The sequence below is a fragment of the Variovorax sp. LG9.2 genome (assembly GCF_035018885.1).
Classification (GTDB): Bacteria; Pseudomonadota; Gammaproteobacteria; order Burkholderiales; family Burkholderiaceae_C; genus Variovorax.
Map to the genome: position 1 here is coordinate 1 of NZ_JASJXB010000013.1, position 19,658 is coordinate 19,658.

At 61.9% G+C, this 19,658-nt stretch carries 20 protein-coding genes; 14 read left to right on the forward strand and 6 right to left on the reverse strand.

Annotation, left to right across the window (positions count from 1 at the left end; all coding sequences use genetic code 11):
* The 5 genes from QN413_RS14680 to QN413_RS14700 all read left to right on the forward strand — a co-directional run.
* The coding region (locus QN413_RS14680; RefSeq protein WP_323497326.1) for an Hsp70 family protein at positions 1–1,053 on the forward strand (1,053 nt) is incomplete at its 5' end.
* Between the two features lie 116 nt (positions 1,054–1,169).
* The gene (gene dnaJ, locus QN413_RS14685) at positions 1,170–2,306 is read left to right on the forward strand and encodes a molecular chaperone DnaJ (RefSeq protein WP_323497327.1); all 1,137 of its coding nucleotides are present in this window, start codon (positions 1,170–1,172) and stop codon (positions 2,304–2,306) included.
* Positions 2,307–2,615: 309 nt separating this feature from the next.
* Positions 2,616–4,538 carry a PrkA family serine protein kinase gene (locus tag QN413_RS14690; RefSeq protein WP_323497328.1) on the forward strand — a complete coding sequence of 641 codons (1,923 nt, stop codon included), beginning with the start codon at positions 2,616–2,618 and terminating at the stop codon, positions 4,536–4,538.
* A 36-nt stretch (positions 4,539–4,574) separates the two neighbouring features.
* Entirely contained in the window at positions 4,575–5,867 is a 1,293-nt protein-coding gene (locus tag QN413_RS14695; protein WP_323497329.1) for a YeaH/YhbH family protein, read from the forward strand.
* On the forward strand, positions 5,864–7,405 hold the full coding sequence (locus QN413_RS14700; RefSeq protein WP_323497330.1) for a SpoVR family protein: 1,542 nt from the start codon (positions 5,864–5,866) through the stop codon (positions 7,403–7,405). The genes QN413_RS14695 and QN413_RS14700 overlap by 4 nt, the downstream gene beginning before the upstream one ends.
* A gap of 23 nt (positions 7,406–7,428) precedes the next feature.
* Here QN413_RS14700 and QN413_RS14705 read toward each other — a convergent pair whose 3' ends face one another.
* From QN413_RS14705 to aroQ, 3 genes are all read right to left on the reverse strand, one after another.
* Positions 7,429–8,229 carry a hypothetical protein gene (locus QN413_RS14705; RefSeq protein WP_323497331.1) on the reverse strand — a complete coding sequence of 267 codons (801 nt, stop codon included), beginning with the start codon at positions 8,227–8,229 and terminating at the stop codon, positions 7,429–7,431.
* A 114-nt stretch (positions 8,230–8,343) separates the two neighbouring features.
* Entirely contained in the window at positions 8,344–8,712 is a 369-nt protein-coding gene (locus QN413_RS14710) for a hypothetical protein (RefSeq protein WP_323497332.1), read from the reverse strand.
* 120 nt (positions 8,713–8,832) lie between these two features.
* Entirely contained in the window at positions 8,833–9,282 is a 450-nt protein-coding gene (gene aroQ / locus QN413_RS14715) for a type II 3-dehydroquinate dehydratase (protein WP_323497333.1), read from the reverse strand.
* Between the two features lie 99 nt (positions 9,283–9,381).
* On the opposite strand from aroQ, the gene QN413_RS14720 reads away from it, so the two are divergent.
* The 8 genes from QN413_RS14720 (at position 9,382) to QN413_RS14755 (ending at position 15,955) form a co-directional block, all read left to right on the forward strand.
* Positions 9,382–10,500, forward strand: a complete 1,119-nt coding sequence (locus QN413_RS14720; RefSeq protein WP_323497334.1) for an S-(hydroxymethyl)glutathione dehydrogenase/class III alcohol dehydrogenase — start codon at positions 9,382–9,384, stop codon at positions 10,498–10,500.
* A 77-nt stretch (positions 10,501–10,577) separates the two neighbouring features.
* Positions 10,578–11,480: an alpha/beta hydrolase gene (locus tag QN413_RS14725; protein ID WP_323497440.1), complete on the forward strand. Its 903-nt coding sequence runs from the start codon at positions 10,578–10,580 to the stop codon at positions 11,478–11,480.
* Positions 11,477–12,364 (forward strand): S-formylglutathione hydrolase, encoded by an 888-nt coding sequence (fghA, locus tag QN413_RS14730; protein ID WP_323497335.1) that lies wholly within the window; start codon positions 11,477–11,479, stop codon positions 12,362–12,364. Before QN413_RS14725 ends, fghA begins: the two co-directional genes overlap by 4 nt.
* Positions 12,365–12,387: 23 nt before the next feature.
* A complete protein-coding gene (locus QN413_RS14735) occupies positions 12,388–12,885 on the forward strand; it encodes a GNAT family N-acetyltransferase (protein WP_323497336.1) in 498 nt (165 codons plus the stop codon).
* A gap of 7 nt (positions 12,886–12,892) precedes the next feature.
* Positions 12,893–13,069 carry a hypothetical protein gene (locus tag QN413_RS14740; protein WP_323497337.1) on the forward strand — a complete coding sequence of 59 codons (177 nt, stop codon included), beginning with the start codon at positions 12,893–12,895 and terminating at the stop codon, positions 13,067–13,069.
* Positions 13,066–13,695: a 3'-5' exonuclease gene (locus QN413_RS14745; RefSeq protein WP_323497338.1), complete on the forward strand. Its 630-nt coding sequence runs from the start codon at positions 13,066–13,068 to the stop codon at positions 13,693–13,695. The genes QN413_RS14740 and QN413_RS14745 overlap by 4 nt, the downstream gene beginning before the upstream one ends.
* Before the next feature lie 246 nt (positions 13,696–13,941).
* Positions 13,942–15,360 (forward strand): NADP-dependent phosphogluconate dehydrogenase, encoded by a 1,419-nt coding sequence (gene gndA, locus QN413_RS14750; protein ID WP_416352190.1) that lies wholly within the window; start codon positions 13,942–13,944, stop codon positions 15,358–15,360.
* A 43-nt stretch (positions 15,361–15,403) separates the two neighbouring features.
* On the forward strand, positions 15,404–15,955 hold the full coding sequence (locus QN413_RS14755; RefSeq protein WP_323497340.1) for a GNAT family N-acetyltransferase: 552 nt from the start codon (positions 15,404–15,406) through the stop codon (positions 15,953–15,955).
* Position 15,956: 1 nt separating this feature from the next.
* Here QN413_RS14755 and QN413_RS14760 read toward each other — a convergent pair whose 3' ends face one another.
* Together QN413_RS14760 and QN413_RS14765 are read right to left on the reverse strand one after the other, a co-directional pair.
* On the reverse strand, positions 15,957–17,045 hold the full coding sequence (locus QN413_RS14760) for a PA0069 family radical SAM protein (RefSeq protein ID WP_323497341.1): 1,089 nt from the start codon (positions 17,043–17,045) through the stop codon (positions 15,957–15,959).
* Positions 17,046–17,140: 95 nt separating this feature from the next.
* Positions 17,141–17,797 (reverse strand): glutathione S-transferase family protein, encoded by a 657-nt coding sequence (locus QN413_RS14765; protein WP_323497342.1) that lies wholly within the window; start codon positions 17,795–17,797, stop codon positions 17,141–17,143.
* 87 nt (positions 17,798–17,884) lie between these two features.
* Between QN413_RS14765 and QN413_RS14770 the strand changes: the two genes are divergently transcribed.
* Positions 17,885–19,102 (forward strand): polyhydroxyalkanoate depolymerase, encoded by a 1,218-nt coding sequence (locus QN413_RS14770; protein WP_323497441.1) that lies wholly within the window; start codon positions 17,885–17,887, stop codon positions 19,100–19,102.
* A 30-nt stretch (positions 19,103–19,132) separates the two neighbouring features.
* Here QN413_RS14770 and QN413_RS14775 read toward each other — a convergent pair whose 3' ends face one another.
* On the reverse strand, positions 19,133–19,582 hold the full coding sequence (locus tag QN413_RS14775) for a CBS domain-containing protein (protein WP_187051114.1): 450 nt from the start codon (positions 19,580–19,582) through the stop codon (positions 19,133–19,135).
* Between the last annotated feature and the right edge of the window lie 76 nt (positions 19,583–19,658).

Here is a 19,658-nt window from a genome sequence, read left to right on the forward strand (position 1 = left end):
CCAAAGCACCTGAACATCAAGCTCAGCCGTGCCAAGCTCGAAAGCCTGGTCGATGAGCTGATCGAACGCACCATCGCACCGTGCCGCCTTGCCATCAAGGACGCCGGCATCAGCGTGAGCGACATCAACGACGTGATTCTGGTCGGCGGCATGACCCGCATGCCGAAGGTGCAGGAGAAGGTCAAGGAGTTCTTCGGCAAGGAGCCGCGCAAGGACGTGAACCCCGATGAAGCCGTGGCCGTCGGCGCCGCCATTCAGGGCCAGGTGCTGTCCGGCGACCGCAAGGACGTGCTGCTGCTCGACGTGACCCCGCTGTCGCTCGGCATCGAAACCATGGGCGGTGTCATGACCAAGATGATCGTGAAGAACACGACCATCCCAACCAAGTTTGCGCAGACCTTCTCCACGGCAGAAGACAACCAGCCGGCAGTGACCATCAAGGTGTTCCAGGGCGAACGCGAGATCGCTTCGGGCAACAAGGCGCTGGGCGAGTTCAACCTCGAAGGCATCCCGTCCGCCGCACGCGGCACGCCGCAGATCGAGGTGAGCTTCGACATCGACGCCAACGGCATCCTGCATGTCGGCGCCAAGGACAAGGGCACCGGCAAGGAAAACAAGATCACCATCAAGGCGAACTCGGGCTTGAGCGAAGACGAGATCCAGAAGATGGTGAAGGACGCCGAGCTCAATGCGGCCGACGACAAGAAAAAGCTGGAGATCGTTCAGGCCCGCAACCAGGGCGAAGCGATGGCGCACAGCGTGAAGAAGTCGCTGGCCGAGCATGGCGACAAGCTCGAAGCCGGCGAAAAGGAATCGATCGAAGCTGCGATCAAGGACGTCGAAGAAGCGCTCAAGGGCGAAGACAAGACGTTGATCGAAGAGAAGACCAACACGCTGATGACCGTGAGCCAGAAGCTCGGTGAAAAGATGTACGCCGATGCGCAAGCCGCAGCCGGTGCTGCCGGCGGCGCAGCGGCTGGCCCGCAAGCGGCAAGCGCGCCGGCCGACGACAACGTCGTCGACGCCGAAGTCAAGGAAGTGAAGAAGGGCTGATCTTGTTGCCCTGATCTGCGCGGAAACCGGGCTGGATCACCTTTGCGGGTGGTCCAGCCTTTTCCGCTTCAAGCCGCCTGCACCGACCGAACCCGCGAACCCTGCGAACTCCGCCCATGGCCACCAAACGCGACTACTACGAAACCCTCGGCGTTCCCAAGAATGCCAGCGAGGAAGAAATCAAGAAGTCTTATCGCAAGCTTGCGATGAAGCACCACCCTGACCGAAATCACGGCGACACCACCAAGGCCGCCGAGGACAAGTTCAAGGAGGTCAAGGAAGCCTACGAAATGCTGTCGGACAGCCAGAAGCGCGCGGCCTACGACCAGCATGGTTTTGCCGGCGTCGACCCCAACATGCGCGGCGGTCCCGGCGCAGAAGGCTTCGGCGGCTTCGCAGAGGCCTTTGGCGACATCTTTGGCGACGTCTTCGGTGGTGCGCGTGGGCGCACCAGTGGCGGGCGCCAGGTATTCCGCGGCGGTGACTTGAGCTACGCCATGGAAGTCACTCTCGAAGAAGCAGCCGAAGGCAAGGAAGCCCAGATCCGCATCCCGAGCTGGGACGAGTGCGGCACTTGCCATGGCAGCGGCGCCAAGGCCGGCACCAAGCCGATCGTGTGCACAACCTGCCATGGAGCAGGCGCGGTGCAGATGCGGCAAGGCTTTTTCAGCGTGCAGCAAACCTGCCCGACCTGCCACGGCACGGGCAAGCTCATCCCGGAACCCTGTGCGGTGTGCCATGGCCAGGGCAAGATCAAGAACAACAAGACGCTCGAGGTCAAGATCCCTTCAGGGATCGATGACGGCATGCGCATCCGCAGTACCGGCAACGGCGAACCCGGCACCAACGGCGGTCCGCCAGGTGACCTGTACATCGAGATCCGCTTGAAGAAGCACGAGCTCTTCGAACGCGATGGCGATGACCTGCATTGCGTCGTGCCCGTTGCGGTGACCACGGCAGCGCTCGGCGGCGAGATCAAGGTGCCGACCTTGAAGGGTGCAGCCGCCATCGACATCCCCGACGGCACGCAAAGCGGCAAGCAGTTTCGGCTGCGCGGCAAGGGCATCAAGGGCGTGCGTTCCAGTTACCCGGGGGACTTGTACTGCCATGTGCGTGTCGAGACGCCGGTCAAGCTCACCGAGCACCAGCGCAAGTTGCTCAAGGAGCTCGACGAGTCGCTCAAAAACGGAGGCGACAAGCACAGCCCGACAGACAAGGGCTGGATCGACAAGGCAAAGGAGTTCTTTAGTTAATCGAGCGGAAGCAAGCGGCCCCAGAGGCCGCTTTTTTTATGTGCTCATAGCAAACTAGGCTGTCTCGTTTCAGAGACGCTCTCCTGCGCCAACGAGGAACTTTTCACAACACAGTACCTTCTTAAAAAGGGTGTCTGCGAAGGCCGCCTACTGCAGGCGCGCTCTTTGCTTTAAGCTAATTGAACGGATTTGGCGACGAAGTTTTTTCTGCGCAGCCCCGCATTTCGGACCACCGGTAGCCCGATTGACGCGTTATGTGCAGTACGGTAAGTCCGTGCAGTGTTTTCGCTCACTCGATGGAGGTGTTCTATGGATGTGATCAGCAGTTATGCCGCCCGCTACGAACGCACACGCGAGGAAGTCCTTTCGCTATCGGACTACCTCGACATATGCAAACGCGAGCCTGTTGCGTATGCCACCGCCGCAGAGCGGATGCTCAAGGCGATCGGCGAGCCCGAGATGGTCGACACGCGAAATGACTCGCGTCTGTCGCGGATCTTTGCCAACAAGGTTCTGAAGATATACCCGGCTTTCAAAGAGTTCTACGGCATGGAGGAGGCCATCGAGCAGGTGGTGTCGTACTTCCGCCATGCCGCACAAGGGCTCGAAGAAAAGAAGCAGATCCTGTACCTGCTCGGCCCCGTTGGCGGCGGCAAGAGTTCCATCGCAGAGCGGCTCAAGCAGCTCATGGAGCACGTGCCGTTCTATGCCATTCAAGGCTCGCCAGTCAACGAGACCCCGCTCGGCCTTTTCGATGCAGCCGAAGACGGCGAGATCCTCGAAAAAGAATACGGCATTCCGCGCCGCTACCTGAACCGCATCCTGTCGCCATGGGCTGTGAAGCGCCTCGAAGAATTCGGTGGCGACATCCGTAAGTTCAAGGTGGTCAAGCGGTACCCATCGGTGCTGAGGCAAGTGGCTGTTGCCAAGACCGAGCCAGGCGACGAAAACAACCAGGACATCTCGTCATTGGTGGGCAAGGTAGACATCCGCAAGCTCGAAACATTCGCGCAGGACGACACCGATGCGTACGCGTATTCAGGCGGCCTGTGCCTGGCCAACCAGGGCCTGCTCGAGTTCGTGGAAATGTTCAAGGCGCCCATCAAGGTGCTGCATCCGCTGCTCACCGCGACGCAAGAAGGCAACTTCAAGGGCACTGAAGGTTTCGGCGCTATTCCGTTCGACGGCATCGTGCTGGCGCACAGCAACGAGAGCGAGTGGAAGGCCTTCCGCAACAACAAGAACAACGAGGCTTTTCTCGACCGGATCTACATCGTCAAGGTGCCCTACTGCCTGCGCGCCTCCGAAGAAATCAAGATCTACGAAAAGCTCGTGCGCAACTCGTCGCTGGCTGCGGCGCCCTGCGCGCCCGGCACGCTTCGAATGATGGCGCAGCTGTCGGTGCTCACGCGCTTGAAAGAGCCCGAGAACTCCAGCATCTTCAGCAAGATGCAGATCTACGACGGCGACAACCTGAAGGACACCGATCCCAAGGCCAAGTCGTTGCAGGAGTACCGCGACTACGCCGGCGTCGACGAAGGCATGAGTGGCGTGTCGACACGTTTCGCCTTCAAGATCATCTCCAAGGTCTTCAATTTCGACAGCACCGAAGTCGCGGCCAACCCGGTGCACTTGATGTATGTGCTGGAGCAACAGATCGAGCGCGAACAGTTCGCACCCGAGGTCGAGCAAAAGTACATCAGCTATATCAAGGAGCTGTTGGCACCGCGCTATGCCGAGTTCATCGGCAAGGAAATCCAGACGGCGTACCTCGAGAGCTACAGCGAGTACGGGCAAAACATCTTCGACCGCTACGTGACTTACGCCGACTACTGGATTCAGGACCAGGAGTACCGCGACGTCGACACGGGCGAAGTGTTCGATCGTGCGTCGCTCAACGGCGAGCTCGAGAAGATCGAGCGGCCGGCCGGCATCGGCAACCCGAAAGATTTCCGCAACGAGATCGTCAACTTCGTGCTGCGTGCACGGGCCGGCAATGCAGGGCGCAATCCGGCATGGACCAGCTATGAAAAGCTGCGCGCGGTCATCGAGAAGAAGATGTTCTCCAACACCGAAGAACTCTTGCCCGTTATCAGCTTCAACACCAAGAGCAGTGCAGACGAGCAGAAGAAGCACGAGGACTTCGTCGATCGCATGGTGGCCAAGGGATACACCGCGAAGCAGGTCCGGCTGCTGTGCGAATGGTATTTAAGGGTACGCAAGAGTTCCTAGAGTCCCCGATTTCACCGCACAAGGAGTTGCGAAACAGTGGCCATCCTGCAGCAGATCATCGATCGGCGTTTGTCGGGAAAGAACAAGTCGATCGGCAATCGCGAGCGCTTCCTTCGGCGTTATCGCGGGCAAATCCAGGAGGCCGTGCGCAAGGCGGTCAGTGGCCGAAACATCCGCGATCTTGCGCAGGGTGAAGACGTCACCCTGCCGCGTCGCGACGTGTCCGAGCCGGCCTTCGGGCATGCGCCAGGCGGCAACCGCGAATACGTACACCCCGGCAATCAGGAGTACCTGAAGGGTGATCGCATCAAGCGGCCGCCGGGCCAATCGGGCGGCGGCAGTGGGAGCGGTGAAGCGGGCGACGGCGGCGAAGGCGAAGACGACTTCGTGTTCCGCCTTACCCGCGAAGAATTCATGCACGCATTCTTCGAAGACCTGGCGTTGCCGCACCTGATCCGAACGCAAATTGCCGAAGTGCCGGAGTGGAAGAGCCATCGCGCCGGCTTTACCAGCGACGGCTCACCGACCAACCTGCATGTCGTGCGCTCCATGCGCGGCGCCCTCGCCCGCCGCATCGCGCTCGGTGGCGAGCCACGCAAAGAGTTGCGCCGGCTCGAAGCGCACTTGTTGGCGTTGCGGGCGCATCCGCACGCGGTACCGTCCCTGGTGCAAAAAGAGATCGAAGAAACCGAAGCGCAAATCGAAGAGCTGCGCCGTACCGCGCGTCATGTGCCGTACATCGACCCGATCGACCTGCGTTACCGCAATCGCGTAAAGACGCCGGTGCCGAGTGCCAAAGCGGTCATGTTTTGTTTGATGGACGTTTCGGGCTCGATGGACGAATCGCGCAAGGACATGTCCAAGCGCTTCTTCATGCTGCTCTATTTGTTCCTGACCCGGCATTACGAAAAGATTGATCTGGTCTTTTTGCGGCATCACACGCAGGCCGAAGAAGTGTCCGAGGACGAGTTCTTTCATGCGACCGAAACGGGCGGTACGGTCGTATCGAGCGCTTTGGTGCTGATGGACGAAATCATTCGGGCGCGCTACCCGAGCGGCGAGTGGAATATCTATGGCGCGCAGGCAAGCGATGGCGACAACTGGCATCAGGACAGTGGGCGCTGCCGCCAATTGCTCGACGAAAAGATCTTGCCGATGGTGCGCTACTACGCCTACGTGCAAGTGGCACAGGCCGAGCAGAACCTGTGGCAGGAGTACACGCAGCTGCAAGGCATGCGGCCCAACTTCGCGATGCGCAAAGTGGCTGACGCGCAAGACATCTATCCCGTCTTTCGCGAACTGTTCAAGAAGGAAGGAATCGCCAGATGACCGACCTGCTGATCGAGCCCAACCTCGAACGCGCGGACCAGCCGCTGCCGAGCCCTTCTGACTGGACCTTCGAGCTCATCGAGCTCTATCACACCGAGATCGCGCGCACGGCGCGAGGCTACGGGCTCGACGTGTACCCCAACCAGCTCGAGGTGATCAGTTCAGAGCAGATGATGGACGCCTACTCCAGCGTCGGCATGCCGATGCTCTACCGGCACTGGTCGTACGGCAAGCAGTTCATCCTCACCGAGAAGAACTACCGCCGCGGCCACATGGGGCTGGCGTACGAAATCGTCATCAACTCCGACCCGTGCATTGCCTATCTCATGGAAGAGAACACCATGGCGATGCAAGCCCTGGTGATCGCGCACGCGGCATATGGACACAACAGCTTCTTCAAGGGCAACTACCTCTTCCGGATGTGGACCGACGCGTCGTCCATCATCGACTACCTTGTCTACGCGCGGCACTACATCGCCGAATGCGAGCAGCGTCATGGCGTCGACTCGGTCGAAGAGCTGCTCGACTCTTGCCATGCGCTGATGAACTACGGTGTGGATCGTTATCGCCGCCCGCAGCGCCGTTCGCTCGCGCAAGAGAGCCTGCAGCGCGCCGAGCGCGAGCAGCACATGCAGCAGCAGATCAACGACCTGTGGCGCACGCTGCCGCGCCGTGAAGGCCAGGCCGCGGAGGCGGCGGCCGCCAAGCGCTTCCCGGACGAGCCGCAAGAAAATCTGCTGTACTTCATCGAGAAAAACGCGGCGCTGCTGGAACCATGGCAACGCGAGGTCGTGCGCATCGTTCGCAAGGTTGCGCAGTATTTCTATCCGCAGCGTCAGACCCAGGTGATGAACGAGGGCTGGGCCACCTTCTGGCACTACACCCTGCTCAACACCATGTACGACCGCGGCTTGCTGGCCGACGGGTTCATGATCGAGTGGCTGAGTTCGCACACCGGCGTGATCTACCAACCGCCGGTCGGACACCGTGCGTACAGCGGGATCAACCCGTATGCACTCGGCTTCGCGATGTTTACAGACCTGCGGCGCATCTGCGAGAAGCCGACCGAAGAAGACCGTCGCTGGTTCCCCGACATCGCGGGCAGCGACTGGGTCAAGACGCTCGACTATGCGATGCGCAACTTCAAGGACGAGAGCTTCATCGGCCAGTTCTTGAGCCCGAAGGTGATGCGCGACTTTCGTCTCTTCGCGATTCGCGATCATGAGAAAGACAGCGAGCTCGAGGTCGCCGCGATCCACGACGACAGCGGCTACCAAGCGCTGCGTGAGTCGTTGGCGCGGCAGTACGACATCAGCTGCCGCGAGCCGGACATCCAGGTCTGGAACGTGAACACCCGCGGCGACCGGTCACTGACCCTGCGCCACACGCAGCGCAATGGCTTGCCGCTGAACGACGGAGCCGAAGAAGTGCTCAAGCACGTCGCGCGGCTGTGGGGTTTCGACGTCCAGTTGGAGAGCGTCGACGGCCAGGGCAAAGTGAGCCGCAGCTGGAAAGCCGTCGCGCCTCGCCAGACCTGAAAAGAAGCCCGCAGGCGGACCGCTCAGTTCGCCATCGTCGGGTTGCGCTTCTCTTCCATCAGACGTTGTTGCTGAAGCACCGCTGTACAGGCCGGGTGCGCGCTGTGCTCGGCCTTCGCACATTGCGCTGCCATGCACCTCGATGCTGCAAAAAAACCCAGGCCGGTGCACTGCGCCTTAGGGTCGGTTGCCGCGGTTGCGGTGGCTGCCCGACTGCCCGGCGCTGTCAATGACACGGACGCCTTGGCTGGTGTGCGGGTCGCCGCGGGCGCAACCGCTGTGGCTGGCGGCGTCGTGGTCACTGCTGATCTGGATGTTGCGCGGTTGCCCGAAGCGGCACCGACAGCGGAGGTCGGAGGTACGACCTGAGCGGAAGGAGTTGCGGTCGTTGGCTCCGTCTGAGTCAAGGGGTTGAACGGAGACAACGGAGACAACGGAGTCATCGGAGCCAGCGGCACAACCGGCGCAGTCGCTACCGCAACCTCTGGTTCTCCGCCCACGCCCGAATGCCCGAACGCGTAGATGTACAACCCACCCGCACCGGCGACCAGCCAGCCGGCGGCGCCGATGACGAGCGCGATCGCGAAGGCCGCCACGCTGACCCACAGGCCCTTGCGTCCTTCGACGGTGCGTCGCGGACCGCTCGACAGTGGAGGTGTCTGCGACGCTGATGCGTTGGCTGAGGTGGCGGAGGTGGCGGAGGCGGCCGGCGTGGCTGATATCGCACCGGTCGCTGCAACAAACCCGGAAGCCCGAGGCAGCGCAGTGTCGGCGCGAATGTCAGGCTCCCTAAGGAACGTGCCGCGATGCGCAGCGTGCGGCATATGCGGCAATATTTCAGTCGCCGCAAAAACCGTCGGCAGCGATTCGATGCACTCGATGCAGAATTTCGCGACCGAACGGTTTTCAGTCCCGCATGCGGGACAGGTCACGCCCATTCAGTGCGCCACCTGGCAGATGCGCGGAGTTTCGATAAAAACACCGCCGCTTTGGGCGGACGACAGGTTCTTCTCAGCAGACAACACCAACGCTGCCTGATGCGCCGAGCGGCTGGCGGTCTTGACGTGCGAGATCAGTACCCGCCACTCCTGGGTGAGCTGATCGGACGAATCGTCTTCGGGTGAGCGCAGCAGCGTCTGGCCGGCGTCGACCAAATTTGCAGCGGCTGTCAGGCAGATGGTCAGTGCTTGCTGGGCGGCAGTGGATGCCGGGCGGAGCGCGTCGGGCCCACCGTCTACACGTGCCAATACTTCTTCGATGGCGATCAGGGCGCGTTCGAGCAATGCACGGTCGGATAGGGTTGTCATCAATTTGTCCCGGAATGTTTCCGAATTCAAACTCGATGGTGCCAGCCCTCTCTCAAAACGCATGTGCACTTTGCCACAAGCAGATACAAAAGTTTCTAAATGTGTCGACGGTTCGATCGCTCAACTGTTCAGCCGGACCAACGCCTCGATCGCCAAGGGATACCCTTTCACGCCCAGCCCCACGATGATCCCGCGGGCGGCCGGTGAAATATAGGAGTGATGGCGAAATTCCTCGCGCGCATGCACGTTCGAAATATGCAGCTCGATCAAGGTCACGTTCGCGCCCTTGATGGCATCGTGCAGCGCGATCGATGTGTGCGTGTAAGCACCCGGATTCATCACCACGCCGATCATGTCGCCAGCAGAAATCTCGCGGCCGGCCTCGTGAATCCAGTCGATCAGCTGGCCCTCGTGATTGGACTGGCGGCACTCGACCGCCACGCCGAGCTTGTCGCCCGTTTCCTTGCACATGCGCTCGACATCGGCGAGCGTTTCATAGCCATATTGCGCGGGCTCTCGCGTGCCCAGCAAGTTGAGATTGGGGCCGTTCAAAACGAGGATTTTTTTCATGGGATGCAGCTCCGGTCGCGGGCATCTTATAGTGACCGGCTGCCTCATCGCATCCGCACGAATTCCTTCCTCAATCTCGATCACTTCTCTTCTTCTGACATGAAAACCAAAGCCGCCGTCGCCTGGAAATCCGGAGCCCCGCTCACCATCGAAACCGTCGACCTCGACGGCCCGAAATTCGGCGAAGTGCTGGTCGAGATCAAGGCCACCGGCATCTGCCACACCGACTACTACACGCTGTCGGGTGCCGACCCGGAAGGCATCTTCCCGGCAATCCTCGGCCATGAAGGCGCGGGCATCGTGGTCGACGTCGGCCCCGGCGTGACCACGCTCAAAAAGGGTGATCACGTCATCCCGCTCTACACGCCCGAGTGCCGCCACTGCAAGTTCTGCCTGTCGCGCAAGACCAACCTGTGCCAGCAGATCCGCACCACGCAGGGCAAGGGCCTGATGCCCGATGCGACGAGCCGCTTCAGCATGGACGGCAAGCCGATCTTTCACTACATGGGCACCTCGACCTTCAGCAACTACACGGTCGTGCCTGAGATTTCGTTGGCGAAGATCCGCGAAGACGCGCCGTTCGACAAGGTCTGCTACATCGGCTGCGGCGTGACCACCGGCATCGGCGCGGTGATCTTCACGGCCAAGGTGGAAGCTGGCGCCAATGTCGTCGTGTTCGGCTTGGGCGGCATCGGCCTGAACGTGATTCAGGGCGCAAGGATGGTGGGCGCCGACAAGATCATCGGCGTCGACCTGAACCCGGAGCGCGAGGCGATGGCTCGCAAGTTCGGCATGACTCACTTTCTGAACCCGAAAGACGTCGAAGCGGCCGGCGGCAACATCGTCGACGCCATCGTTCAGCTGACCGACGGCGGCGCGGACTACAGCTTCGAGTGCATCGGCAACACCAAGGTGATGCGTCAGGCGCTCGAGTGCACGCACAAAGGCTGGGGTCGCAGCATCATCATCGGCGTGGCCGAAGCGGGCGCCGAGATCAGCACGCGGCCGTTCCAGCTGGTCACCGGGCGCAAGTGGGAAGGCTCTGCCTTCGGCGGCGCGCGTGGACGGACAGACGTGCCGAAGATCGTCGACTGGTACATGGAGAACAAGATCAACATCGATGACCTGATCACTCACACCATGCCGCTCGAAGACATCAACAAGGGCTTCGAGTTGATGAAGAGCGGGGAGTCGATTCGGGGTGTGGTTCTGTACTAGCTCACCCATGTGTCCGCTTGGAAAGACAACTGGCACCCCGCCGCGACAAAAACGGAAATAACCCTGTGGCCCGACCCATGCATCCGTTGAAGCACATCGAGGCCGGAGTACTCGACATCGCCTACTTCGAAACCGGCCCTGCCGACGGACCGCCGGTGTTCCTGATGCACGGCTTTCCGTACGACATTCACACTTACGCCGAGGTCGCACCGTTGCTGGCCGACGCAGGTTGCCGCGTGATCGTTCCGTACCTGCGCGGCTACGGCGCCACGCGTTTTCTCGATGCGGCGACACCGCGATCGGGTGAGCAAGCCGCGTTAGGCGCCGACCTGCTGGCGCTGATGAACGCGTTGCACGTTCCACGCGCCGTGCTCGCTGGCTACGACTGGGGCGGCCGCGCTGCGTGCGTCGTCGCGGCGCTGTGGCCTGAGCGTTGCGCCGGCCTCGTCTCCTTCAACAGCTACAACATCCAGAACATTGCCAAAGGCATGGAGCCTGAGAAAGCGGAGAACGAACATCGGTATTGGTACCAGTACTACTTTCACAACGAGCGCGGTCGTGCCGGGCTTGAAAAAGACCGCCGCGGCATCACGCGGCTGTTGTGGAAGCTCTGGTCGCCGACCTGGACCTTCGACGATGCGACCTTCGAGCGCAGCGCGGCCGCGTTCGACCATCCTGATTTCATCGACGTCGTGGTCCACTCGTATCGGCATCGCTTCGGCCTGGTGCCGGGCGATCCGGCTTACGACTACATCGAACGCCAACTCGCAGCGCAGCCTCCGATCGCGGTGCCGACCATCACCTTCGACGGCATCGACGATGGCGTGCGTGAGCCCGCCGATGCCTCGGCGCACGCCGCCAAATTTACCGGGCAGCGCTCACACCGCTTGGTGCCGGGCGTCGGCCACAACATGCCGCAAGAAGTGCCGCGCTTATTCGCCGATGCGGTACTCGAACTGACGCCCAACCTCCATTCATGAACGACTCGACCCACTCTGCTTCAGCGCTGCGCAACCTGTCCGAACACCGCTGCTTCGGCGGCACACAGCGCTTCTATGAACACGCATCGACAGAAATCGGCTTGGCGATGCGTTTCTCGATCTTCCTGCCGCCGCATTCGAACCACGGCAAGGTGCCCGCGGTGATGTACCTCGCCGGCCTCACCTGCAATGAAGAAACATTCATGGTCAAGGCCGGCGCGCAGCGCATGGCAGCCGAACTCGGCATCGCATTGATCGCGCCCGACACCAGCCCGCGTGGCGCCAACGTCGAAGGTGATAGTGCAAGCTGGGACTTCGGCGTGGGCGCCGGCTTCTATCTCGATGCAACCGAAGCACCTTGGTCGACGCACTGGCGCATGGAGAGCTACCTCATCAACGAGCTGCTTCCACTCATCACCCTGACGCAGCCGATCGACGGCGAGCGCATCGGCATCTTCGGCCACTCGATGGGCGGCCATGGCGCACTCACGCTGGCATTGCGGCATCCGGGCGTGTTCAAGTCGCTGTCGGCGCTGGCACCGATCTGCGCGCCGAGCCGTTGCCCATGGGGCGAAAAGGCTTTCACAGGCTATCTCGGCAGCAGCCGCGAGACATGGTCTTCGCACGACGCTACCGAGCTGATGGAAGCGTTGGCCGGCGCAAAAGAGAAAGCGCCGTACCCGGACGGCATCCTGATCGACCAGGGCCTGGCAGACAAATTCCTGACTGATCAATTGCATCCGCACCTGTTCGAAGCCGCATGCGCCGATGCCGGGCAGCCGCTCGACCTGCGCCGCCACGAAGGCTACGACCATGGCTACTACTTCATTCAAAGCTTCATCGAAGACCACCTCGCGCACCACGCACGCAGCTTGCGGGCCTGAGCCGATTTGCTCTGACGTCACCCATGTCCACCTCAGAGACACCCACGCTCCGTCTTCGACCGCGCGACTACGCACCGGGTGAAAACGCAGTGCTCGCCGGCATCTGGCGGCGCGCGTGGATCTCGGCACAGCGTGGCGAAAAGACGGTGGCGCCGATCGGGCTTTGGCTGTCTCGCGTACAGGCCGAGTTCGTGCCGCCGGCCGATGTGCTGCTCGCCGAGCGCGACGAACAGATCATCGGCTTCATGATGGTGCTTACGCAGCGCAACTATGTGGCGCAACTGTTCATCGAGCCGCACCTGCAACGCGAAGGGCTGGGCCAGTCGCTGCTCGGTGAAGCATGCGTGCGCATGCCGACAGGCTGGAGGCTGCACGTCGCCACGGCCAACATTGCGGCGCAACGTTTCTACGAGCGCTACGGACTGGAGCGCGGCGTGGTCGACCGGCATCCGTCCAACGGCCGCGAGCGCGTGGTCTACCACTGGGCACCGCGCACTGGGCGCTCGATGAACCGGCCATGAACAGACCATGAGCGGTCTCGCCGAAAGCCTGCCCGAAGTGTTCGAAAAGCCCGGCCGCATCCAGGCGCGCCGTATGTTGCGCTGGGGGAGGCTCGGATGGGAGGCGGTCGTACGATCGGGCAAGCCATCCCGCATGAAATCAGCGCAGCCCCCGCCAAAGAAAAAGAAAGCACCCGCCCGTTGATCGACGCCCAACACCCTCACGTCCTGCCGATCTCGGAGTTGCCCGAGCGCGAGCAGATCGCGCTACTGGCGCCCTTCGACGGACTCGACCTGCAAGACATCGTGGTGGTCGGAACGGTCGACGATGCGGCCCGCGCAGCAGCAGATTTGCTGGCCGCGCGCATCGTCGGATTCGATACAGAATCCAAGCCCACCTTCGCCAAGAACGAAGTCAACACCGGCCCCCACCTCGTCCAGTTCTCGACGATGACGACCGCCTATCTGTTCCAGTTGCATCGCACCGATTGCATCCCGACCATACAGATGCTCATCGACTCAACGGCATTGCTGAAGGTCGGGTTCGGCCTGTCGACCGATCTCACACTGATCCGCAATCGCCTCGGCACCGAGCCGCGCGCAGTGTTCGACATCGACAACGAATTTCGGCGGCGAGGGTATAGGAAATCGGTTGGCGTGAAGACGGCTGTCGCGCTGGTGTTCGACCGACGCTTCATGAAGTCGCGCAAGGCGACGACGTCGAACTGGGCGAACAAGCAACTGACCGACTCGCAGATTCGCTACGCTGCGAACGACGCGTATGCATCGATCCGTGTGTACGACGCGCTGGGCTTGCGACAGCCCCCGTGACGGTGACGGTGACGGTGACGGTGCGATCGATGAACCGTTGCATGTGAATGTTCCCCTGTGAATTGCGACGACTGACAAGGCCGCAAGCCTTGCGCAGCGCATCGGCGTCCTACGTCAGCCATGCGCCGTTGCGGCGGCAGTGCGCGTTTTCTGCATGCGCGGCAAAATGGCCGACAGAACACCAACCGCCAAGCACCCTCCGTGCCCCGCATGAAAGACACCATGAGCAGCAGCACCTCCGCGGAAATCAAAAAGAGCGATTTCGGTTTGATCGGCTTGGCCGTGATGGGCCAGAACCTGGTGCTGAACGTCGAGAGCCGCGGTTTTCAGGTCAGCGTGTTCAATCGCACGACCGACAAGACCGACGAGTTCGTCGCGAAGAACCCGGGTAAGAAGCTGGTCGGCTGCGACACGCTAGAAGCTTTCGTGCAGAGCCTCGCGCTGCCGCGCAAGATTCAGATCATGGTGAAGGCTGGTGCGCCGGTCGACCAGGTGATCGAGCAGCTCATTCCCTTGCTCGCCAAGGACGACATCGTGATCGACGGGGGCAATAGCCTCTACACCGACACCGAGCGGCGCGATGCCTACCTGGCCGGCAAAGGCCTTCGCTTCGTCGGCGCGGGCGTGTCGGGTGGTGAAGAAGGCGCGCGCAAGGGCCCGGCCATCATGCCCGGCGGCCCCGCGTCGACTTGGGAAGTAATGAAGCCGATCTTCGAGAGCATCGCAGCCAAGGTCGATGGCGAGCCTTGCGTGATCCACATCGGCCCCGGCGGCGCCGGCCACTACGTGAAGATGATCCACAACGGCATTGAGTATGGCGACATGCAGCTGATCTGCGAGGCTTACAGCCTGTTCAAGGCGGCCGGTTTCACCACCGACGAGATGGCTGCGATCTTCACCGAGTGGAACGAAGGCGACCTGCAGAGCTACCTGATCCAGATCACCGGCAAGGCGCTCGAGCAGAAAGACCCCGAGACTGGCAACGCGCTGGTCGACATGATCCTCGACAAGGCCGGGCAAAAAGGCACCGGGCAATGGACGCTCATCAACGCGGCCGAGCAGGCGATCGTCATCAGCACCATCAACGCTGCCGTCGAGGCGCGCGTGCTGTCGTCGCAGAAAAAGCAGCGCGTGGTGGCGAGTAAGCTTTTGCAGGGGCCCAAGCCGGCCTTCAGCATCGAGAAGAAAGCGCTGGTCGACAAGGTGCACGACGCGCTCTATGCATCGAAAGTCGTGAGCTACACGCAGGGCTTCGACCTCATCAAGACGATGGGCGAGAAGAAGCAATGGGGGCTCGACCTCGGTGGCATCGCATCGATCTGGCGCGGCGGCTGCATCATTCGCGCGCGATTTTTGAACCGCATCACCGACGCCTATCGCACGGACAAGGCGCTCACCAATCTGATGCTCGACCCCTTCTTCAAGGACCTGCTCAACAGCACGCAGCAGAACTGGCGCGAAGTGGTTGCAATGGCGGTGAGCAACGGCATTCCGGTGCCGGCCTTCAGCGCGTCGCTGGCGTACTACGACAGCTACCGCGCCGAGCGTTTGCCGGCAAATTTGCTGCAGGCGCAGCGCGACTTTTTCGGGGCTCACACCTACGAGCGCGTCGACAAGCCCGAAGGCCAGTTCTTCCACACCGCCTGGCCTGAAGTCATCGGCTGAGCCCAGCGCACGCGTACTCCCGCGATACCAACGCGTCACGACAATGACCCAGCCTTTCAGCCGCTATCCCGCCCATCTGGTCGAGGACTGGCAGCTGAAAGATGGAACACCAGTGCGCATCCGGCCGATTCGGTCCGACGATCTGGCCATGCACACGCACTTCGTGCACGGCCTGTTACCGCACACCGGCTATGCGCGGCTGCTGTCTCCACGCATGCCGCAAGAGGCCGAGCTGCGGCACATGACCGACATCGACTACGAGCGCGAATTGGCGTTGATCGCCACGACGCCCGTCAACGGTCACGAGCATCAGATAGGTGTAGTGCGTTACGTGCGCGGCGATACGCCTGAAACCAGTGGCATCGCCGAGTTCGCGATCGTTATCGGCGATGCGTGGCAGCGCCGTGGACTGGCCGAGAAACTGTTGCAACGCCTGATCGATGCGGCGCGCAGCGCGGGTGTCAGCACGCTGGACGACATCACGCTCTACGACAACCGCGGCATGCTGATGCTGGCGCGCAAGCTGGGATTCACGCTGCAGCGCGATGCGGGCAACCCCAACGTGACGAAGCTGCGGCTGTCACTGACGGCATGACTTAGAACAGATCGCCCTGACCCACCACACCCGGCGGCCGGAACGCCGACAGATCGAGCTCGACGCGTTGCCGATTGAAGCCGATGCGGTTCGTCGCCTTCTCGAAGCGCTGGCGAATCAGGTCGGCCCACAAGCCAGTGCCTTTCATGCGCGTCGCGAAGTCGGCGTCGTAGTCCTTGCCGCCCCGCATCTCGCGGATGCGCGCCATGACGCGCGCGGCACGGTCCGGGTAATGCACTTCGAGCCATTGCTTGAAGAGCGGCGCGACTTCCCACGGCAACCGAATCACTGTGTAGAACGCGCTGCGTGCGCCCGCCTCCCAAGCGGCTTCGAGCACGTGCTCCATGTCTTCGTTGATGAACGGGATCTGCGGCGCTACGCTCACGCCCACCGGCACACCGGCATCGACCAAGGTCTTGATGGTGCGTAACCGCCGGTGCGGCGCGGCGGCGCGCGGCTCGAGCTTGCGCGCCAGTTCGCCATCGAGCGTCGTCACTGTGATGTACACCGCGGCCAGCCGATCGGCCGCCATCGGCGCGATCAAATCCAGGTCTTGCTCGACCGCGCTCGACTTGGTCACAAGGCCGAACGGATGCCGCGTTTCCTTGAACACTTCGATGGCCGAGCGCGTCAGCCGCAGCTCGCGTTCGATCGGTTGGTAGCAATCGGTCGCGGTGCCGATCGCGATGTGGCTCGGCTTGTAGCTCTTGCGGCCGAGCTCGGTGCGCAGCACCTCGGCGATGTTGCGCTTGGCGATGAGTTTGGTTTCGAAGTCGAGCCCCGGCGACAGGTTGAGGTAGCTGTGCGTCGGTCGTGCGAAGCAATAGATGCAGCCGTGCTCGCAGCCCCGATACGGATTGATGGAGCGATCGAACGGGATGTCCGGCGAGTCGTTCTGGTTGATGACCGACTTGACGTCTTCGAAGCGCACTTCGGTTTCGATGCGCGCCGGCGGCTCACCGTACTCTTCCTCAAGCGTACCCCACCCGTCGTCCCACGCTTCGCGCGTGTCGCGCTCGAAGCGGTGCGCGAGACGGCTGGCGGCGCCGCGGCCTTTGAGGGCGGAGAGGGGAATGAAGGCTTCGGACACGGTGGCCTCGGATACTGTGATTGCATCCAGTATTCCACCGACACGCGTTCAGCGCAACCTGTCATTCGGCTGCTCATTCGACCAGCGCGAAAACGTCAGAACTCGGCGTCCAGCTCGTCGATTTCTTCGGGCTCGAGCTTGGCGTCGGCCACCCACTCTTTCATCGCGGGCAGCTCCATCACGCGCTTGCAATACGACATGCAGGCGCTGTCGAGCGGCACGTCGTAGCTCAAAAAGCGCGTGACGACCGGCGCGTACATTGCGTCGGCGATGCACGGCTGCTTGCCGAAGAGAAACGGACCGCCATAAGACTTGAAGCACTCGCGCCAGATCGCGACCACGCGGTCGATGTCCGACTGCGCTCGCGACCACACCTTGAAGCCCTTGAAATGGGCCTTGATGTTCATCGGCAACGCGCCGCGCATCGAGGCGAAGCCAGAGTGCATTTCGCCGCAGATGGCGCGGCAGTGGGCGCGCGCCGCAGCGTCGGCAGGCAGCAGGCCGGCCTTGGGCTTGATCTCGTTCAAGTACTCGCCGATGGCCAGCGTGTCCCATACCTTGATGCCGCCATGTTGCAACGAAGGCACCAGCATCGACGACGAGAGCAGCAGCATCTCGGCCTTCATGGCCGGATCGTCCGGCGGGATGATCGTCTCGCTGAAATCGAGCCCGGCTAACTTGCACATGAGCCAGCCACGCAGAGACCACGCGCCGTAGTTTTTGCTGCTGATCGTGAGAACGGGTTTGGCCATGCGATGACACTCCTTGGGACTGTAGGACTTCGTTCTGCAAGGCCCATGCCACCACCGCATGGCCCGCAACTTGCCTGCAGCAGCGTCATGCTCTACCGGCTCTATCAAACCCAGGCCGACATGATGTCGCCCGCCCGTCTCTTCGCCCAGTTCACTGGAAGCGCGTTGTGGCAAGACGGCTCCGAGCGAACCATGGCCCGCAAGATGGCCGCCAAGCTCGAAGTCTTTTCGCGCATGCGCCTCACGCATTCGCGGCCCGACTACAACATCAAGAGTGTGCTGGTCGACGGCGTCGAAACGGCCGTCACCGAAGAGAAAACGCTGGTGGCAGACTTCGGCACGCTGCTGCACTTTCGCAAAGACACTAAAGCGGTGCACCCGCCTGTGTTGCTGGCCGCACCGTTGTCGGGCCATTTCGCGACACTGCTGCGTGAAACCGTGCGCACTCTGCTGCGCGACCACGACGTGTACATCACCGACTGGCACAACGCACGCGATGTGCCGCTGTACAAGGGCGGCTTCGGCCTCGACGAATACACGCTGCAGTTGATGAGCTTCATGGAAGCCATCGGCCCCGGCGCGCACATGGTGGCGGTGTGCCAGCCCTGCGTAGCCGCGCTCGCCGCTACGGCACTGATGTCTGAAGACGACAACCCCGCCACGCCGCGCAGTTTGACGCTGATGGCCGGCCCGGTCGATTGCCGCATCAACCCGACGGGCGTGAACACACTGGCGGTGAGCAAGCCGATCAAGTGGTTCAAGGACAACCTCATCAGCCGCGTTCCGTTTCCGCACCCCGGTATGGGGCGCAAGGTGTACCCCGGCTTTCTTCAGCTGTCGGCCTTCATGAGCATGAATCCGGAGCGGCACAAGAAGCAGTTTGAAGATCTGTACACCCATCTGGTCGAAGGCGAGACCGAAAAGGCCGACGCCATTCGCAATTTCTACGACGAGTATCTGGCGGTCAACGACTTGGCGGCGGAGTTTTATCTGGAGACGGTCGAGCGGGTGTTCCAGACTTACGACCTGCCGCGTGGCGAGCTCACCGTGGGCGATCGCAAGGTGAACCCGGCCGCCATCCGCAAGACGGCGTTGATCACGGTCGAAGGCGAGAGGGACGACATCTGCGCGGTCGGCCAGACAGTGGCTGCGCAGGACCTGTGCACCGGCGTTCGACCTTATCTACGGACCCACCATTTGCAGGCCGGCGTCGGGCACTACGGCGTGTTCAGTGGCAGCAAGTGGAATGCGCAGATTTATCCACGCGTGCGCGAGGCGATTCACGCGGCGGCCGACCTGCACTGAACCGACTCCCACTGAGCCGAATCGATCGGCTCAGTTGCCCGGCTCTTCTTCCGTGGGCCAGTCTCGGATATACGCCTTGAGCATCTTGTTCTCGAAATTCTGGCTGTCGACCACCGCCTTGGCGACGTCGTAGAAGCTGATCACGCCCATCAACACGCGTTTGTCCATGACGGGCATGTAGCGCGCGTGGCGCTCCAGCATGATGCGGCGGATTTCATCGAGGTCGGTCTCGACGGTGCAAGTGACGGGTGCATCGTCCATCGCCCGGCGAACCTGGCCGCCAACCTGGCCGCCATTGCTGACGATCGCCAGGATGACTTCGCGAAACGTGAGCATTCCGACGAGGTCGCCGTGTTCCATGACGACGAGCGAGCCGATGTCTTTCTCCGCCATGACCGAAACCGCGGTCGACAGGGGCTCATCGGGCGTAACGGTAAAGAGGGTGCTGCCCTTGACGCGCAGGATGTCGCTGACCTTCATCTTGATGCTCCTCGGCTCGGCGGAATGCCAAATTGAATATAGCCCACAATGACCGGCGATCAACAAGATCGGCCTC

What these genes read in the sequence shown, in the direction of transcription:
- dnaJ (WP_323497327.1), top strand. Translation starts at nt 1,170, where the DNA reads ATGGCCACCAAACGCGACTACTACGAAACCCTCGGCGTTCCCAAGAAT.
- QN413_RS14690 (WP_323497328.1), top strand. Translation starts at nt 2,616, where the DNA reads ATGGATGTGATCAGCAGTTATGCCGCCCGCTACGAACGCACACGCGAG.
- QN413_RS14700 (WP_323497330.1), top strand. Translation starts at nt 5,864, where the DNA reads ATGACCGACCTGCTGATCGAGCCCAACCTCGAACGCGCGGACCAGCCG.
- QN413_RS14705 (WP_323497331.1), bottom strand. Translation starts at nt 8,229, where the DNA reads ATGCCGCACGCTGCGCATCGCGGCACGTTCCTTAGGGAGCCTGACATT.
- QN413_RS14710 (WP_323497332.1), bottom strand. Translation starts at nt 8,712, where the DNA reads ATGACAACCCTATCCGACCGTGCATTGCTCGAACGCGCCCTGATCGCC.
- aroQ (WP_323497333.1), bottom strand. Translation starts at nt 9,282, where the DNA reads ATGAAAAAAATCCTCGTTTTGAACGGCCCCAATCTCAACTTGCTGGGC.
- QN413_RS14720 (WP_323497334.1), top strand. Translation starts at nt 9,382, where the DNA reads ATGAAAACCAAAGCCGCCGTCGCCTGGAAATCCGGAGCCCCGCTCACC.
- QN413_RS14725 (WP_323497440.1), top strand. Translation starts at nt 10,578, where the DNA reads ATGCATCCGTTGAAGCACATCGAGGCCGGAGTACTCGACATCGCCTAC.
- fghA (WP_323497335.1), top strand. Translation starts at nt 11,477, where the DNA reads ATGAACGACTCGACCCACTCTGCTTCAGCGCTGCGCAACCTGTCCGAA.
- QN413_RS14735 (WP_323497336.1), top strand. Translation starts at nt 12,388, where the DNA reads ATGTCCACCTCAGAGACACCCACGCTCCGTCTTCGACCGCGCGACTAC.
- QN413_RS14740 (WP_323497337.1), top strand. Translation starts at nt 12,893, where the DNA reads ATGAGCGGTCTCGCCGAAAGCCTGCCCGAAGTGTTCGAAAAGCCCGGC.
- QN413_RS14755 (WP_323497340.1), top strand. Translation starts at nt 15,404, where the DNA reads ATGACCCAGCCTTTCAGCCGCTATCCCGCCCATCTGGTCGAGGACTGG.
- QN413_RS14765 (WP_323497342.1), bottom strand. Translation starts at nt 17,797, where the DNA reads ATGGCCAAACCCGTTCTCACGATCAGCAGCAAAAACTACGGCGCGTGG.
- QN413_RS14770 (WP_323497441.1), top strand. Translation starts at nt 17,885, where the DNA reads ATGCTCTACCGGCTCTATCAAACCCAGGCCGACATGATGTCGCCCGCC.
- QN413_RS14775 (WP_187051114.1), bottom strand. Translation starts at nt 19,582, where the DNA reads ATGAAGGTCAGCGACATCCTGCGCGTCAAGGGCAGCACCCTCTTTACC.